The sequence below is a fragment of the Bradyrhizobium sp. NBAIM14 genome (assembly GCF_020193895.1).
Lineage (GTDB): Bacteria > Pseudomonadota > Alphaproteobacteria > Rhizobiales > Xanthobacteraceae > Bradyrhizobium > Bradyrhizobium yuanmingense.
In genome coordinates, this window is the sequence record NZ_JADYVQ010000022.1 from 52419 (window position 1) to 69442 (window position 17024).

Consider the following 17024-nt stretch of genomic DNA (forward strand, 5'->3'; position numbering starts at 1 on the left):
GGCTCGGATTTATTTGAAGCTCAAAACGTTGGGGGAATCCGCCCGCGCCAATGCCGGCCGTGAGTGACTGCATCGACATGCTCGATTCTGAGACCAAGGCCGTCGAAACACCGGAGGACCACGCCGAAGAGCTTCGGCTGTGGCTGCGGCTATTGACGTGCACGACGCTGATCGAGGGCGAGGTGCGCGGCCGGCTGCGGCAGCGGTTCGACGTCACGTTGCCGCGTTTCGACCTGATGGCACAGCTCGACAAGGCGCCTGACGGCATGACCCTGTCAGATGTCTCCAAGCGCATGATGGTCTCGAACGGCAATGTGACCGGGCTCGTGGAGCGCCTGGTGGAATCAGGCCATCTCGACCGGCGGACCTCAGACACCGATCGCCGCGTCCAGGTGATCCGGCTGACCAAGCTCGGGCGTGCCGAGTTCCGCAGGATGGCCGCCGAGCACGAGACCTGGATCGCCGATCTGTTCGCCGATCTCTCCCCGAAGGATGTGCGCGAATTGATGCGCCTCCTCGCCAAGACCAAGGCGTCCGCGCAGAAATCGGCCGCCCGCCGCCGGCCGTAGCCTGCGGGCGCGACAGCCCGACACCCTTTGCCGCATGAAAAAGCACGGGATGCCCAAAATCCCCTATTGCGCCGAATTGTTTTAAGCCTAAAATGTTTTCCAGATCGTGCTGCCGGGTGCAATCCATGCTGAAAGGAGCGTGCGATGGCCAACGCCGCCAAGATTCAAGTGACGGGCTCGTCTGACGGCAGCGCCGCGACGGCCCATGTCGACACGTTCGCGCGGCAACATCTGCCGCCGCGCGAGCTCTGGCCCGAATTCATCTTCACGCGGCCGGAGCTGAACTATCCGCCGCGACTGAACTGCGTCAGCTATTTCCTCGATCGCTGGGTCGAGCAGGGCCACGGCGATGCCCCTTGCGTCATCAGCCCAGGCCTCAGCTACACCTATCGCGAGCTGCAGGCGCTGGTGAACCGCATCGCCAATGTGCTGGTTGGCAAGCTCGGCCTCGTCACCGGCGGGCGTGTGCTGCTGCGCTCGGCCAACAATCCGATGATGGTTGCAACTTATCTCGCGGTGATCAAGGCCGGCGGAATCTGCGTGGCGACGATGCCGCTGCTGCGCGCCAAGGAGCTGTCCTATCCGATCCAGAAGGCGGAGATCACGCTGGCGCTATGCGATGGAAAGCTCGCCGAGGAGATGGAGAAGGCGAAGGCTGCGGCACCGGGCCTCGAGCGGGCCGTCTATTGGGGCAATGGCGCGGCGGATTCGCTCGAAGCGTTGATCGCCGATGCCAGTCCGGAGTTCGAGGCGGTCGATACCGCCGCCGACGACATCTGCCTGATCGCCTTCACCTCGGGCACGACCGGCGATCCCAAGGGCACCATGCATTTCCACCGCGACATGCTCGCGGTCTGTGACGGCTATGCGCGCAACATTCTGCGCGCCGAGCAAAACGATCGCTTTATCGGCTCGGCGCCGCTCGCCTTCACCTTCGGCTTCGGCGGCGTGCTGTTTCCGATGCATATCGGCGCCTCCTTCGTCGTGCTGGAGAAGACGACGCCGGACGACATTCTGAATGCGATCGAGCAGTACAAGACCACGGTCTGCTTCACGGCGCCGACCGCATACCGCGCCATGCTTGGCAAGCTCGCAGGCCGCGACATTTCTTCGCTCCGCAAATGCGTCTCCGCGGGCGAGACTCTGCCCAAGCCGACATTCGATGCCTGGCTCAAGGCGACCGGGATCAAGCTGATGGACGGCATCGGCTCGACCGAGATGCTGCACATCTTCATCAGCGCGACCGAGGACGAGATCCGCCCCGGCGCCACCGGCAAGCCCGTGCCGGGCTATGAAGCCAAGATCGTCGATGATGAGGGCCGCGACGTGCCGCCCGGAACGATGGGCTTTCTCGCCGTGCGCGGGCCGACCGGCTGCCGCTATCTGGCCGACGAGCGGCAGCGGAAATACGTCCAGAACGGCTGGAACATCACCGGCGACACCTATTTGATGGATAGCGACGGCTATTTCTGGTACCAGTCGCGCTCCGACGACATGATCGTGTCGGCCGGCTACAACATCGCAGGAACTGACGTCGAAGCGGCGCTGCTTACGCATCCGGCGGTCGCCGAATGCGGTGTGGTTGGCGCGCCGGACGAGGCGCGGGGCATGATCGTCAAAGCCTATGTCATTGCCGCGCCCGGCGTGACCCCTGACGCTCAGCTGGTGGCCGAGTTGCAGGAGCACGTCAAACGCGAGATCGCGCCGTATAAATATCCGCGCGCCATCGAGTTCGTCGCGCAATTGCCGAAGACCGAGACCGGCAAGCTGAAGCGCTTTGCCCTGCGGCAGCTGGCGCAGGCTGCAGTGACGTCCTCAGGCGTCGCCGCGGAATGAGAGAAGGATAGAGAATTGTCTGTGACGACGCCGAAAAGCCCGCAACTCGCGGTCCTGCCGACCGCAGCCGAGGATGGAACGCGCACCAAGGCGCAGATCCTGCAGCCGTCAGGCTGGCCGCTGCCGAAGGGCTATGCCAACGGCATGGCTGCCGAAGGACGCATCGTCGTCACCGGCGGGGTGATCGGCTGGGACGCCGAGGAGCGTCTCGCCGATGGCTTCGTCGCGCAGGTGCGCCAGACCCTGGACAACATCGCAGCGATCCTGGCCGAGGCCGGTGCCCGGCCCGAGCACCTCGTGCGCCTGACCTGGTACGTCGTCGACATGGACGAGTATCTGGCCAATCTGAAGGAGCTCGGCAGGATCTACCGCGACGTCTTCGGAACGCACTATCCAGCGATGGCCCTGGTACAGGTCGTCCGCCTCGTCGAGAAGGCGGCGCGCGTCGAGATCGAAGCCACCGCCGTCATTCCGAGCTGAACTCCGCGGCGATCAGCTCGCTTTGGCGAGCTCGTCGTCTTCGGGCGAGTTGAGGTAGACGCCGGATATGGTGTCGACCCAGCAGAGATGATCGTGCACCTTCTTTACGCCCTCGACGTTCTCCGCGGCGACGATCGCGGCTTGCCGAGCGCGCTCTTCGGTGATGACGCCGCTGAGATGAACGATACCGTCGCGCACGATGACGTTCAGCCCGAACGGGCACCAGTCGTTCTTCTCCATGGTGTCGATGATGCGGCTGCGAATGTGGTCGTCGTCCGCGGTCGGATCCGGCACTTCGCGGGCGAGCCCGGCCACGGCCTGTAACAGGTTGGCGCGGGACACGATTCCGACGACCTTGTCGCCGCGCACCACCGGCAGCCGCTTGACGTTGTTCCGCTCCATGAGATCGACGATCTCCGCAAGCGCCATATCCTCGGTGATGGTCACGGGCAGGTCGGTCATCACTTCCGAGACCTTGCGGCCGTGCTCATGGACGAAGTCGCTGGCGGATTTGCTCGGACCGAGGATGAACCGCAGCCAGCGCCCACGCTTGCGCCCGGTGCCGATCTCGCTGCGGCGGATGAAATCTCCTTCCGACACCACGCCGACCAACTTGCCGGTAGCGTCGACCACCGTGAGGCCGCTCACATGTCGCTTCAGCATGATGTTGGCCGCCTCGACGATGCTGGTGTCGGGGGTGACCGAGATGACCGACCGGGTCATGATCTGGTGGGCGCGCATGGACAAACTCCGCTGGCATGTCAATCTCAATAGACAAAGCCTAGTGAGTCCATCGGGGTGCGGTTTGACCCAGGTCAAGCGGACAAAGCTTGTCCGGATTGAACCGATTTTGATCCGTGTCGCGATTTGATGCAGCTCAACGCGCACCGGAAGCGTCGCCATATCCTGCCGCAGGCGTAGAACAGAAGCCCGCAGGAACAATGAGCCATGAGCGTCGTGAAGATCTTCCCGCGGGCCGAAGCGCCGCTGCAAGCTCCCGCTATCAGGCCGGCTGCCGGGATTTCCGAAAGGGTCGCAGGCACGCCGGCTGACTGCACTTGCCCGCAAACAACGGATTCGTATCCACTCGATCGCGCGTTTCATGCCATGCTGGCGCGGTTCACGGGCGGAATCTCGCCTGTTGCCTTGTCGCTCGCCTGGCTCGACTGGGGCGCGCATCTTGCGGCGGCGCCTCAGCACCAGATGGAGCTCTTCCGCAATATCTTCCGCGACTCAGGCCGCTTCATGGAAGCTGCCGCTCACGCGACATCCAAAGAACCATGGTCCGTCATTCGGCCGCAGGGGCGGGATCGCCGCTTCAAAGACCGGCAATGGGAAGCCGCGCCGTTCAATCTGCTTGCGCAGGCGTTTCTGCTCACCGAGCGCTGGTGGCACGATGCCACGACCGGCATACGCGGCGTGTCGCACGCAAATGAGGCCATCGTCGAGTTCTCGATGCGCCAGATGCTCGATATGTTGGCGCCCTCGAACTTCGCCGCCACCAATCCGCAGGTGCTGGAAAAAGCGTTCCAAAGCGGCGGGGAGAACTTCGTGTTCGGCTGGCAGAACTGGTGCAGCGACCTGATGCGTCTGCTCTCCGGCTCGAAGCTGGCCGGCGAGAATCAGTTCGTTGTTGGCAAGACGGTGGCGGCTTCGCCCGGCAAGGTCGTCTACCGCAACAGCCTGATCGAGCTGATCCAGTACCATCCGACGACTGCGCAGGTGCGGCCGGAGCCGATTCTGATCGTGCCGGCCTGGATCATGAAGTACTACATCCTCGATCTGTCGCCGCAGAATTCCCTGGTCAAATACCTGACCGCTCAGGGCTTCACCGTCTTCGCGATCTCCTGGCGCAATCCGGATGCGAACGATCGGGATGTTGCCTTCGACGACTACCGCAAGCTGGGCGTGATGGCCGCGCTGGACATGATCGGGCAGATCGTGCCGGGCCGGAAGATCCATGCGCTCGGCTATTGCCTTGGCGGGACGTTGCTGTCGATTGCCGCGGCGGCCATGGCGCGGGACGGCGATAGCCGTCTCGTCACCGTCACGCTTCTCGCCGCACAAACCGATTTCACGGAGGCCGGCGAACTGACGCTCTTCATCAACGAGAGCCAGGTTGCCTTCCTCGAAGACATGATGTGGCAGCGCGGTTATCTCGACACGACACAGATGGCGGGCGCGTTCCAGCTCCTGCGCTCCAACGAGCTGATCTGGTCGCGGCTCTCGCGTGATTATCTGATGGGCGACGGCTCGCCACCGAGCGACCTGATGGCTTGGAATGCCGACGCCACGCGGCTACCCTATCGCATGCACTCGGAGTATCTGCGCAAGCTGTTCCTGAACGACGATCTGGCGGAAGGTCGCTATCGGGTCGAATGCCGGAGCGTCTCCCTGTCCGACATTCATACCCCGATGTTCGTGGTCGGCACGCTCGCCGATCACGTGGCGCCCTGGCGATCCGTCTACAAGATCCATTATCAGGTCGATGCCGACGTAACGTTCCTGTTGACCAGCGGCGGTCACAATGCCGGTGTCGTGGCGCCTCCGCAGGAGGAGGGCCACTTTTATCAGGTGCTGACCAAGGCTGCCGATGCGCCCTATATCGGTGCGGATGAATGGCTGAAGCTGGCCCCGCGCGTCGAGGGCTCATGGTGGCCGGAATGGACCACTTGGCTGGCGGCACGTTCCGGCGCGCCCTGCGATCCGCCGCAGATCGGACTTGGCGACGCCCTCGGCCTGCCGGGTGCGCCGGGGGACTACGTCCACACCTAAGCCTCCGGCTCCGATCTCGGCGTGAGATCCGAGGAGCGGAACGGTTTGGCCTTGTCCAATTTGCGATAGGCCGTTGACGCCTTCCGCAACAACTTCTTCTCGCGTTTGCGGTTGAGGAAGCGATTGCTGGCATCGATGCCGGCGCCATTCAACGACGCCGCCAGCGCTTGTCCGCGCGCATCGTCGTTCAATTGACCGAGCGAGCGTTGTGCCTTGCGCAATTGCTTGAGGATGGACTTTTGCTTCGTCGCCACCCCATCGGCGAACAGATCCGCAAGCGACTCGACCGAGTAGGTCATCCGCTTGTTGAGGAGCCGCAGCTTGTGACGTTTCTCGACATCGAGCTTCTTCAGCTTACGGGCCTTCTTGAGCAGCGTCGTCTCCCACTCGGTCAGCCGCTCCGTCGCATGGTCGGCGAGGGTGCAGCGGCGCAACCGCATCGCTTCCTTGCTGCGGCGGGTCGACCAGGGGCCGCTTTCGATCCACGTCGAGGTTTGCTCAACCAGGCGGCGATACCGCGCCGATTGCAGCGCACGCGCCAGCAGCCGATGGCTCTCCGCGCGTTTTTCGTCCCAGCGCTGAAGCTCGGCGACCACCGCGAGCTCGTCGCTACTCTCTGCGACGATCCGCTCGATGGCCACGTCGAGGTCCCGCACCATGCCGAGCTGACTGTTCAGCCATTTCAGTTCGGCCCAGACTTCCGGTCGCACGTTATCGTCGACCATTGGCGAGAAGAAGCGGATGGCAGTCCGCAGATGAGTCAGTGCGATCCGGATCTGGTGCAGCGCATCCGGATCGCCGCGGCAGGTGCCGTCGTGCTGAGCGATCACCGCGCCGAGGTGTCGGCGGGCGATGATGCGGAAGGCCGTGTCGCAGGCCATGCCGGGGCTGAGGCGGGCGGGCAGCGCATTGCGCCGCGTCGCCGGCTTGGCTTCCCCAGTCGCTATCGAGCGCGTGGTGGGTCGCGACTTCCTTGCCCGCATCAGTCTGATTGCCTTGTTTGCCCCTCAGCGATGACGTTCCGGCAGTTCTGAAGCGTCTGCTCCTGTGTCCCGGATGCATCGATGGTCGCCCAGCCGACATGGCCGATATTATAGTGCTCTTGCAGCGCGGCAACCTCCGGCGTGGCGTCCGATGCGTCTCCTCGGCGGCTGCCGATGCGCGCCTGCCGGGTCGCAAGGTCTGCGACCAGGAACAGCCCATTCAACGTCACGTTGCACTTGCGCGCCAGCGCCGCGATCGCATCGCGTTCGTCCTCGCGCGCGAATACGCCGTCGACGATCGCCGAATGGCCCTGCGCCAGCACCCGCCGGGCCTGTTGCACCAGCGTGTCGTAGACGCGGGCCGTGACCTCCGGCGTATAGGCTGAAGGTGGCAGGCGATGGGTGTCCTCGACGGCGAACATCTGCTTGCGGACGAGATCGCTGCGCAGCATGACGGCGCCCGGCTCCGGTGCCACGACCGGCGCGAGCGCGTGCGCCAAGGCGGTCTTTCCGGTGCCGGACAGTCCGCCGACCGCAATCAGACGCGGAGCAGGAGGGCGGATCAGCGTCCCGGCGAGGTCGAAATAACGCCGTGCCTGGTCGACGATGCCGGGATCGTCGGAGTGCGGCGGTTTCAGTCGCGCCAGCGCCACCTGGGCGCGGATCGCCGCCCGGATGGACATGAACAGCGGCAGGGTCGAGAGCGCATCGAGATTGTCGGCCGGCGTCGCGGCGAGATAGCGGTTCAGCACTATGTTTGCCGCGCTCGGCTGGTGGTGCTGCAACAGGTCCATCAGCGTGAATGCGAGATCGTAGAGCACGTCGACCGTCGCCATCTGCGCGTCAAACTCGATCGCGTCGAACAGCACGGGTCGATCATCGATCATGACGATGTTTGCCAAATGCAGATCGCCATGGCAGCGGCGCACGAAGCCCCGGCGGCTGCGCTCTGCGAGCAGGGGACGAATACGCAGACAGGCCGCATGCGAAGCGTTGGCGAGTTGCTCGATCTCGTCTGCGCTGAAATGGCCGCCGGCCCGCAGACCATTGGTGTTGCCGTCGATCAGGGCCGGGATGGAGGAGACCCATGCTTTTCCGTCGGCGCGTGTCGCCGCCGCGTGCGACGCCGCGATGGCGTCGGCGGCGGCGGAGGCAAGCTTCGCGTCCAGCGGGCCGGCCTCGGCCAGATGATCCAACGTCCTGCTTTCGTCGAAGCGCGACATGTCGACCGCATACTCGATCGGCCGGCCGGCGCCCTCGACCTTCACCGATCCATCCGCCTCTTCCGTGATCGCCACGACACCACGATAGATCTGCGGCGCCAGGGGCCGGTTGATCCGGATCTCCTCCTCGCAGGCCGCCTTGCGCTTTTCGAGCGTCGAATAGTCGAGGAAGGGAAACCGGACGGCGCGCTTGATCTTCAGCGCACGCTTTGCGTCCAGGAACACCGAGGCGGCATGCGTGTCGATGCGCATCACGCCGGGATGGTCGGTCAGCATCCGAAAGATGCGCTCCTGAGCCGCCGTGTCATCCTTCATCGAAGCGGACATGGCAAGCACCATCAGGGCGTCAGCACGGCCGCGCCGAGGATCTGGCCATTCCGCAGCATGGTCAGGACCTCATTGGCCTGATCGAGCGGAAACGCCGTCGTCTCGGTCCGCACGCCGGCTTGCGGCGCGACCTTGAGAAAATCGAGGCCATCCTGCCGGGTCAGGTTGGCGACCGAGACCAGCTGCCGTTCCTGCCACAGAAGATCATACGGAAAGCTTGGAATGTCGCTCATGTGGATGCCGGCGCAGACGACGCGACCACCTTTGCGCACGGCGCGCAACGCCGCCGGGACCAGCTCGCCGGTTGGCGCGTAGATGATCGCGGCGTCGAGCGGCTCGTCGGGCACCTGGTCCGATGACCCCGCCCAGACAGCGCCGAGACGGCGGGCAAGATCTTGTGCAGCGGCATCGCCGGCCCGCGTGAATGCATGGACGGAGCGTCCCTGCCAAGCCGCGACTTGCGCAATGATGTGGCCGGCCGCGCCGAAGCCATAGAGACCGAGCCTCTCGGCGGGACCGGCCAGGACCAGCGAGCGCCAGCCGATCAACCCCGCGCACAGCAGGGGCGCAATCTCCACGTCGCTGCCGGACTCGCCGAGCGGAAAAGCGTAACGTGCGTCGGCGATGGTGTGGGTCGCGTAGCCGCCGTCGCGCGTGTAGCCGGTGAACAGCGGTGCATCACAGAGGTTTTCCATACCCTCGCGGCAGAAGCGGCATTTTCCGCAGGTGAAGCCGAGCCAGGGAATGCCGACCCGGTCACCAGGCGCATGTGTCGTCACATTCGCGCCGATGAGGTCGACCCGGCCGACGATCTCGTGGCCAGGCACGATCGGATAGCGGATGCCGGGCAGCTCGGCATCGACGAGATGAAGATCGGTCCGGCATACACCGCAGGCGCTGATCTTCACCCGGATCTGACCCTCGCCCGGCATCGGGTCGGGCCGCTCCTCCATCCGGAGCCGCGCTCGTGGGGTCGGCAACACCATCGCACGCATGTCTGTCTCCGGGGCGAACCGCTCCGACTGAAGTATCCATAGAACGGCCGAGTGGCCAGTCCTTGACGTCAGTCAACGCCTGTTTCCCGGGCTGATCGGACGGAGTTTCCCCCGGTCTTGACGCGGATCAAGGGTCTCGACGACAGCCCGCCTATCATGGTGGCTCAGGAGAATTCCGATGCCCATCAAGGATGTGTTTCTGCCCCTTGTCGGCCAGCCGCGCGGGCCAGCCCTGGTTGCGATCGAGAAATGCGTTTCTGTCGCCGCCGATCTCGGCGCCAGGATCACCGCGCTCGCGCTCGAGGAAGATGTTTTCGAGCGACCGAAGGTGATGCTGCCTGACGATCGCGAATTCGCGCAGGCCAGCCTCGAGGCGAGCGACATGCAGCAGCTGCTGAATGCATTCACCGATGCGGCTTGCTGCGCCAACGTCCGCGCCCAGGGCCGGTCGGGCAAGGTGCCTGCGGATCAGATCGGAGCGATCCTGGCCGAGCACGCCCGCTTCAGCGACCTCGCGCTGGTTCCCGTGAAACCGCATGACAGTCGAACGGAGACCATCGTGGAGGCGTTGTTGTTCGAATCCGGCCGGCCGCTTCTGCTCTGTCCCGAACATCGCGCCGACGAGCTCAGGCCCGAGTTCGAGAACGTCGTGATTGCCTGGGATCATTCTGCACGGGCCGCGCGTGCGGTCGGCGATGCGTTGCCTGTTCTTCAGGCTGCCAGTTCGGTTCGTGTGCTGACCGTGGCGGAGGACGAGACGGACGCGGTCGTCCGATCCGGAACGGCACTCGTCGACCATTTGCGGGAACACGGCGTCTTTGCCTCGTTCGAAACCACGAAGGGGGGCGGCCGCTCGACCGGCAAAGTATTGGGAAGCTGGGCGAATTCCCATGGCATCGATGCCATCGTGATGGGCGCCTATCATCATTCTCGCCTGAACGAGATCGTGTGGGGCGGTGTGACAAAGACCGTCATTGGCCAGCCACCATGCTGGGTTATGATCTCGCACTAGGCGTCTTCTTCCAGCCGGATCGTCCAATCATCGGAACCGCCGCTGGCGCGGCGCATTTGTTTTCATGTCGACTTATCGTCTGAACAACCTGCTGTCGCCGCGCTCGGTTGCGCTCGTCGGCGCGAGCGCGCGTCCGGCGTCCGTTGGACGCGCGGTCCTGGAAAACATTCGGAAAGCGGGATTCAAGGGGCGGTTTGGCCTCGTCAATCCGCGCCACGCCGAGATCGGCGGCCTCGCGGCGGTGAAGAGCCTGGACAGGCTGGACTTCGTGCCCGAGCTTGTCGTCGTCACCGCGCCCGCGGGCGAGATTCCAGGCATCGTCGAGCAGGCCGGCCGTCGCGGATCTGCGGGTGCGCTGATCGTCTCGGCCGGTCTCGGCCAGGGACCGGGATCGCTGCACGAGGCGACCAGCGCTGCCGCCCGCAAACACGGCATGCGGCTGATCGGGCCGAACTGCCTCGGCATCATGATGCCCGGCGTCAGCCTGAATGCCAGTTTCGCCGCGCACATGCCGGGGGCCGGCAACCTCGCGCTGATCTCGCAATCGGGCGCCATTGCCGCCGGCATGGTGGATTGGGCCGCGCAGCGCGGCGTCGGCTTCTCCGGCATCGTCTCGATCGGCGATCAGATCGACGTCGACATTGCCGATTTGCTCGACCATTTCGCGATGGATCACAAGACCCGCGCGATCCTGCTCTACATCGAGGCGATCAAGGACGCGCGCAAGTTCATGTCGGCGGCGCGCGCCGCCGCGCGGGTGAAGCCCGTCGTCGTGGTGAAGTCCGGCCGCATGGCGCAGGGTGCGAAGGCCGCTGCCACGCATACCGGGGCGCTCGCCGGTGCCGACGCCGTCTATGACGCGGCGTTCCGCCGCGCGGGCGTGCTGCGGGTGTCCGACCTGCGCGAGCTGTTCGACTGTGCCGAGACACTCGGCCGCGTCGAATCGCCGACCGGAAAGCGTCTCGCCATCCTGACCAACGGTGGTGGCATCGGCGTCCTCGCCGTCGATCGATTGGTCGAGCTCGGCGGTATTCCGGCAACCATCTCGACTGACGCGCGCAGGAAGCTTGATGCGGCGCTGCCGCCGACCTGGTCCGGTGCAAACCCCGTCGACATCGTGGGCGACGCCGACGCTGCGCGTTACGCAGCGGCGCTGGAGGAACTGCTGGCCGATCGCGACAACGACGCAGTCCTCGTCCTCAACGTGCAGACCGCGATCGCATCGGCCGCCGAGATCGCCAAGACCGTGACGGAGCTCGTGGCCAAGTATCGCGAGCAGCACCGCCGATGGGCAAAGCCCGTGCTGGCGGCCTGGGTCGGGGCCGATCAGCACATCATCCAGGCACTCTCCAGCGCCGGCGTGCCGAACTATCCGACCGAGGACGACGCCGTGCGCGGCTTCATGCATCTGGTCCGGCACCGCGAGGTGGTGGAGGAGCTGACCCAGGTGCCTCCCGCGATGCCCGACACGTTCGTTCCGGATGCGAGGGGGGCGAGAGAGATCGTCACCGCCGCGATCGCGGATGGCCGCCAGTGGCTCGAACCCGTCGAGATCAAGCACCTGCTCGAAGCCTACGATATCGCGATGGTGCCGACCTGTGCGGCAGCCGATGTCGAGCAGGCGGTAGCCTATGCAAAGGACATCTTCGCGCAAGGCGGCACCGTCGTGCTGAAGATCATGTCGCGCGACATCACCCACAAATCCGACGTCGGCGGCGTCGTGCTCAATCTGACGTCGCCGGAGGCCGTCCGTGCGGCGGCGACGGACATTCTTGCGCGAGCGCGAAAGCTGCGGCCCGAGGCGCGCATCGGCGGCGTCATCGTCCAGGCCATGGTCGTCAAGGCAAAGGCGCGCGAGCTGATCCTCGGACTTGCCGACGATCCGACCTTCGGCACGGTGGTGGTTTTCGGCCGCGGCGGCACGGCGGTGGAGATCATCAACGACAAGGCGCTGGCGCTGCCGCCGCTCGATCTGCAACTGGCCCGCGATCTGATCGACCGCACGCGCGTGTCGCGGCTGCTGAAGGCCTATCGGGACGTGCCGGCGGTGAAGCACGACGCCGTCGCCATGGTGCTGGTCAAGCTGGCGCAGATGGCGGCCGACATTCCCGAGATCCGCGAATTCGACATCAACCCGCTGCTGGCCGACGAAACCGGCGTGACCGCGGTGGATGCCCGCGTCGCGGTCGGGCCGCCACAGCGGAAGTTCGCCGGCTCCGGCCCGGCCAATTTCGCCGTTCGCGCCTATCCATCGCAATGGGAGCGCCGCCTCAAGCTCAAGGAGGACTGGCGCATCTTCGTGCGGCCCATGCGCCCCGAGGACGAGCCGACCATCCACGAATTCCTGCGTCACGTCACGGCGCACGACCTTCGCCTGCGCTTCTTCGCCCCGATGAAGGAGTTCACCCACGAATTCATCGCACGCCTGACCCAGCTCGACTATGCGCGCGCGATGGCCTTCATCGCATTCGAGGAGGCCAGCGGCGAAATGGTCGGCGTGGTCCGGCTCCATTCCGACTCGATCTACGAGACCGGCGAATACGCGATCCTGCTGCGGTCCGACCTCAAGGGCAGGGGACTCGGCTGGGCCCTCATGCAGCTGATCATCGACTACGCGCGGTCGGAAGGATTGAAGACCATATCGGGCGACGTGCTGCAGGAGAACACAGTGATGCTCGACATGTGCCGGCAGCTCGGCTTCGAGGTCAAGCCGGACCCGGCCGAGCCTGAAATCTGCGACGTCAGGCTCAAGCTCTGATCGCGTCAGCTAGAGCATGATCCGGAAAAGTGTGTAGCGGTTTTCCGAAAAGATCATGCTCAAACAACAACCTAAAGCGCGATGATTCATCCTAATCGCATCGCGCTTTACGAGCGCGCCTCGGCCGAATTTGCATCATCGGACGTCCCGGTCGTCGCCCGCAGAGTCTTGATGATGACCGCGATCAGCGGCAGCAGCACCGGCACGATCGTGCTGAGCGGATGATGCACCGCGCCCGACACCTGGGCCTGGAGCGCACGGGCCTCGAGCTGGAGGGCTTCGATGGAGGTGTCGTGAATTTCGTTGGCGAGTTCGATGTCACGCCCCGACGGAGCGCGGCCGGCGATCAGGAAGAGAGCGGCCGCGATGACGAAATTGACGGCGCCGAGGATGGCAGCCGCGGTAATCGCGCTCCAGATCTGCACCAGTGCGAAATAGGCCGACAGCTCCAGCATCAGCAGCCCGAACGCGGCGATCAGCGCCGCGAAGGCACGCAGGCCGAGGCCGATCAGCAAATGGCGCAGCCTGATGTCGGCGATGATCCTGTCGGTGCGCCACAGCACGCGCAGATGTTTGACGACATTCTCGGTATTCACCTAGTGTCTCCTCAGCATGAAGCCGACAACCACGCCCAGCGCGAAGGCAGAGGCGAGCGATGTGATCGGACGCTCCGCAACGAGGCCCTGGAGCGTCTCCCCCTCCTGTTCGACGGTCTCGCCGAGCTCGGCGAGTGCGGCCCTGATCTGATCGGCGAGCGCATCAGTGCGAGCTTTCGAGCTCTCGAACATCTCCTCGCCGGCGGTGCTCAACAAGTGCGTGACGTCGACCTTCAGCGTGCGCAATTCCTCGCTCATCCTGTCACTGTCGAACATGGATTTGGTGTCCTCATTAAATTCAAAGGAGCCTAAGACCAGCCTGTGCGATCGCGCTTGATTTGCGTCAAGAGGCGGAGCCCGTTCGGGGTCTTGAGACAGGTCAATCCGGCCGCCACATGCTGGCCTAGAAATGCCGGCTGAATGGGGACCGATTGTCCCGATGAGGTGGAAAGCGTGAACCACGAACCGCTGCTGCACGCGACGCCGTCCGGCGACGTGCTGAAATTGCGCCCCGAGGGGCCCTGGACCGCCGCGAACGTGGTGACGCTCGAGACCTTGTCCCGCTCGGTCGGGGCCGACGTCGATCGTTCGCGCGCCGTATCCTTGGACATGTCGGGGATCAGCGCGCTCGATACGCTCGGCGCCTGGGTCCTGGAGAAGCTGTCGCGCAGGGCCGCCTCGTCAGGCAGGCCAGCCGAATTCGTCGGCGTCGCCGATCATTTCAGCGGGCTGATGGACGAGGTGCGCCAGGTCAACCGCCGCACACCGGCTTCGGCGGCCGCGCCCAATCCGGTTCTGGCGCGGCTGGGTGATCTCGGCAAGTCCGCGGTCGGCGCGCGGGAGGACGTCACGATCTTCCTCCAGATGCTCGGCGCCTTGTTCATGGCCGTGGTCGGCGTGCTGCGCCGGCCGCGTTCGCTGCGGCTGACCTCTCTGGTGTATCAGCTCTACCGCATCGGATGGCAGGCGATCCCCATCGTCACGCTGATCACCTTCCTGATCGGCGCCATCATCGCGCAGCAGGGCTTCTTCCACTTCCGTAGATTCGGCGCGGAATCATACACGGTCGACATGGTCGGCATCCTGGTGCTGCGCGAGCTCGGCGTGCTGATCGTCGCCATCATGGTCGCGGGACGGTCGGGGAGCGCCTACACGGCCGAGCTCGGCTCGATGAAGATGCGCGAGGAGATCGACGCGCTCTCGACCATGGGGCTCGATCCGGTCGACGTCCTGATCCTGCCGCGCGTTGCGGCCCTGGTAGTTGCGCTGCCCATCCTCACCTTCATCGGATCGATCGCCGCGCTCTATGGCGGCGGGCTGGTCGCGCAGTTCTATGGCGACATGGGGCCGGCGATCTACATCGCGCGCCTGCACGAGGCCATTTCCGTCGCACATTTCGAAGTGGGCATCCTGAAGGCGCCGTTCATGGCGCTGGTGATCGGGATCGTGGCCTGCAGCGAGGGATTGCGCGTCAAGGGCAGCGCGGAGTCGCTGGGGCGGCAGACCACGACGTCGGTGGTGAAATCGATCTTCCTGGTGATCGTGCTCGACGGCCTGTTCGCCGTGTTCTTTGCCTCGATCGGAATGTGACGATGGACGGACCACAAGACGAGTTCGCCATCCGCGTCCGTGACCTCGTGGTCGGCTTCGGCCGTCAAACCGTGCTCGACCATCTGTCGCTCGACGTCCGCCGCGGCGAGATCCTCGGGCTGGTGGGTGCCTCCGGCGGCGGCAAATCGGTCTTGATGCGGACCATCATCGGCCTCATCCCGCGCCGGAGCGGGACCATCGAGGTCATGGGACAACCCGCCGGCGGCCACGGCCGCGGCGCAGCGATGGCCTGGGGCATCCTGTTCCAGCAGGGCGCGCTGTTCTCCTCGCTGACGGTGCGCCAGAACGTCCAGTTTCCCTTGCGCGAAAATCTCGTCCTGTCGCAGGAGCTGATGGACGAGATCGCGATCGCCAAGCTCGAGATGGTCGGCCTGCGTGCGGAGGACGCCGACAAATATCCGGCGGAGCTGTCCGGCGGCATGACCAAGCGCGTGGCGCTGGCGCGCGCGCTCGCGCTCGATCCGCCGATCCTGTTCCTGGACGAGCCGACCTCGGGCCTCGACCCCATCGCCGCCGGCGAGTTCGACGCGCTGATCAAGACGCTGCAAAAGACCCTGGAGCTCACCGTGTTCATGGTGACCCATGACCTTGCGAGCCTGACCACGGTCTGCGACCGCGTCGCCGCGCTCGCCGACGGCAAGATCGTGGCGATCGGCCCGATGCGCGAATTGCTGCAATCCGAGCATCCCTGGGTGCGCGCTTACTTCCACGGCAAGCGCTCGCAGATGCTGCAACACGAGATGAGATGAGAGATGGAAACCCGCGCTCCCTATGTGCTGATCGGCAGTTTCGTGCTGGCCGCGATCGTCGCAGTGTTCGGCTTCGTCTATTGGCTGAACAACACCGGCGGCATCGGGCCGCGCACTAGCTACCACGTGCAATTCCAGGGGCCGGTGCCCGGCCTGCTGGTCGGCGCCGGCGTGCTGTTCAACGGCATTCGCGTCGGAGAGGTGACCCAGCTCGGACTCGCGCCTGATAACCCGCGCTTCGTCAATGCGACGATCTCGGTTGCCACCGCGACGCCGGTGCGTGCCGACACCAAGGTCGGCCTCGAATTCCAGGGCCTGACCGGCGTTCCCGTGGTGACATTGGAGGGGGGCGTGATCGTCGCCAAGTCGGGCGAGCTGCCGACCTTGATCGCGGAGGCCGGCGCAGGCCAGAGCATGACGCAGGCGGCGCGCGATGCGCTGCGGCGGGTCGACACGGTGCTTCAGGACAATTCCGGCCCGCTGAAGGACACCATTGCCAATTTCAAGACCTTCTCCGACGGGCTCGCGCGCAACACCGGCAAGATCGACGGCATCCTGGCAGGCCTCGACAAGATGACCGGCGGCGGCACGCCCGCGCAGAAGGTCACCTACGACCTGCGCACGCCGCAGAATCTCGGGCCGGCCGGCAAGACGCTATCGGCCTCACTGGCCATTCCCGAGCCGACGGCGGTGGCGATGCTGCAGACCCAGCGCATGCTGTTCGCGCCTGGCGGCGACAGGCCGGGCTTTGCGGACTTCCTCTGGGCTGATAGCATTCCGAAACTGGTGCAGGCGCGCCTGATCGACAGTTTCGAGAACTACGACATCGCCCACGCCCCGCTGCGCACGACGGATCTCGGGCCGGCGGACTACCAGCTCCTGCTCGACATCCGGCGCTTTCGGATCGCGACGGATGGGGAGGCGCGGGCCGAGATCGGACTGTCGGCTCGGATCGTCGACAAGAATGGCAAGGTGATCGCATCGCGCCTCATCGAGGCCAGCGAAAAGCTCGACAAGGTCGAACCGGCCGCTTCAGTCGCCGCCTTCGATGCCGCCTTCGCGCGCATCGCCAAGGAGCTGATCGGATGGACCGTGCAGGCGGTGTGAGGG

15 protein-coding genes are annotated in these 17024 nt (G+C 65.1%); 9 read left to right on the forward strand and 6 right to left on the reverse strand.

The window, feature by feature from the left end; genetic code table 11:
- Window positions 1–50 precede the first annotated feature (50 nt).
- The 3 genes from I6F28_RS32410 (at window position 51) to I6F28_RS32420 (ending at window position 2885) form a co-directional block, all read left to right on the forward strand.
- Window positions 51–569, forward strand: a complete 519-nt coding sequence (locus I6F28_RS32410; RefSeq protein WP_225130381.1) for a MarR family winged helix-turn-helix transcriptional regulator — start codon at window positions 51–53, stop codon at window positions 567–569.
- A gap of 144 nt (window positions 570–713) precedes the next feature.
- Complete coding sequence (locus I6F28_RS32415; protein WP_225142909.1) at window positions 714–2405, forward strand: benzoate-CoA ligase family protein; 1692 nt, start codon at window positions 714–716, stop codon at window positions 2403–2405.
- Window positions 2406–2426: 21 nt separating this feature from the next.
- Window positions 2427–2885, forward strand: a complete 459-nt coding sequence (locus tag I6F28_RS32420; protein ID WP_109143015.1) for a RidA family protein — start codon at window positions 2427–2429, stop codon at window positions 2883–2885.
- Window positions 2886–2897: 12 nt separating this feature from the next.
- Here I6F28_RS32420 and I6F28_RS32425 read toward each other — a convergent pair whose 3' ends face one another.
- Complete coding sequence (locus tag I6F28_RS32425) at window positions 2898–3626, reverse strand: CBS domain-containing protein (protein WP_225142910.1); 729 nt, start codon at window positions 3624–3626, stop codon at window positions 2898–2900.
- Between the two features lie 207 nt (window positions 3627–3833).
- Between I6F28_RS32425 and I6F28_RS32430 the strand changes: the two genes are divergently transcribed.
- A complete protein-coding gene (locus I6F28_RS32430) occupies window positions 3834–5660 on the forward strand; it encodes a PHA/PHB synthase family protein (RefSeq protein WP_225142911.1) in 1827 nt (608 codons plus the stop codon).
- Here I6F28_RS32430 and I6F28_RS32435 read toward each other — a convergent pair.
- Genes I6F28_RS32435 through I6F28_RS32445 form a run of 3 tightly spaced genes read right to left on the reverse strand, consistent with a single transcriptional unit; the run spans window position 5657 to window position 9188 of the window.
- Window positions 5657–6643, reverse strand: coding sequence for a CHAD domain-containing protein (locus tag I6F28_RS32435; protein ID WP_225142912.1), 987 nt, complete (start codon window positions 6641–6643; stop codon window positions 5657–5659). The two genes, I6F28_RS32430 and I6F28_RS32435, sit on opposite strands and share 4 nt — an antisense overlap.
- Complete coding sequence (locus tag I6F28_RS32440) at window positions 6643–8181, reverse strand: bifunctional aminoglycoside phosphotransferase/ATP-binding protein (protein WP_225142960.1); 1539 nt, start codon at window positions 8179–8181, stop codon at window positions 6643–6645. The genes I6F28_RS32435 and I6F28_RS32440 overlap by 1 nt, the downstream gene beginning before the upstream one ends.
- 23 nt (window positions 8182–8204) lie before the next feature.
- Complete coding sequence (locus I6F28_RS32445) at window positions 8205–9188, reverse strand: zinc-dependent alcohol dehydrogenase family protein (RefSeq protein ID WP_225142913.1); 984 nt, start codon at window positions 9186–9188, stop codon at window positions 8205–8207.
- A 178-nt stretch (window positions 9189–9366) separates the two neighbouring features.
- On the opposite strand from I6F28_RS32445, the gene I6F28_RS32450 reads away from it, so the two are divergent.
- Both I6F28_RS32450 and I6F28_RS32455 read left to right on the forward strand, forming a co-directional pair.
- Entirely contained in the window at window positions 9367–10200 is an 834-nt protein-coding gene (locus I6F28_RS32450) for a universal stress protein (protein WP_057028676.1), read from the forward strand.
- Window positions 10201–10264: 64 nt separating this feature from the next.
- Entirely contained in the window at window positions 10265–12958 is a 2694-nt protein-coding gene (locus I6F28_RS32455) for a bifunctional acetate--CoA ligase family protein/GNAT family N-acetyltransferase (RefSeq protein ID WP_225142914.1), read from the forward strand.
- A gap of 107 nt (window positions 12959–13065) precedes the next feature.
- Here the strand turns inward: I6F28_RS32455 and I6F28_RS32460 are convergent, their stop codons facing one another.
- Together I6F28_RS32460 and I6F28_RS32465 are read right to left on the reverse strand one after the other, a co-directional pair.
- Entirely contained in the window at window positions 13066–13554 is a 489-nt protein-coding gene (locus I6F28_RS32460) for a phage holin family protein (RefSeq protein WP_225142917.1), read from the reverse strand.
- Complete coding sequence (locus tag I6F28_RS32465; RefSeq protein ID WP_225142918.1) at window positions 13555–13830, reverse strand: hypothetical protein; 276 nt, start codon at window positions 13828–13830, stop codon at window positions 13555–13557.
- 177 nt (window positions 13831–14007) lie between these two features.
- On the opposite strand from I6F28_RS32465, the gene I6F28_RS32470 reads away from it, so the two are divergent.
- From I6F28_RS32470 to I6F28_RS32480, 3 genes are read left to right on the forward strand one after another with little or no spacing between them, the layout of a single operon-like run.
- The gene (locus tag I6F28_RS32470) at window positions 14008–15144 is read left to right on the forward strand and encodes an ABC transporter permease (protein WP_036007528.1); all 1137 of its coding nucleotides are present in this window, start codon (window positions 14008–14010) and stop codon (window positions 15142–15144) included.
- A 2-nt stretch (window positions 15145–15146) separates the two neighbouring features.
- The gene (locus tag I6F28_RS32475) at window positions 15147–15914 is read left to right on the forward strand and encodes an ABC transporter ATP-binding protein (protein WP_036007500.1); all 768 of its coding nucleotides are present in this window, start codon (window positions 15147–15149) and stop codon (window positions 15912–15914) included.
- A 3-nt stretch (window positions 15915–15917) separates the two neighbouring features.
- Window positions 15918–17021: an ABC-type transport auxiliary lipoprotein family protein gene (locus tag I6F28_RS32480; RefSeq protein ID WP_036029008.1), complete on the forward strand. Its 1104-nt coding sequence runs from the start codon at window positions 15918–15920 to the stop codon at window positions 17019–17021.
- Window positions 17022–17024 lie beyond the last annotated feature (3 nt).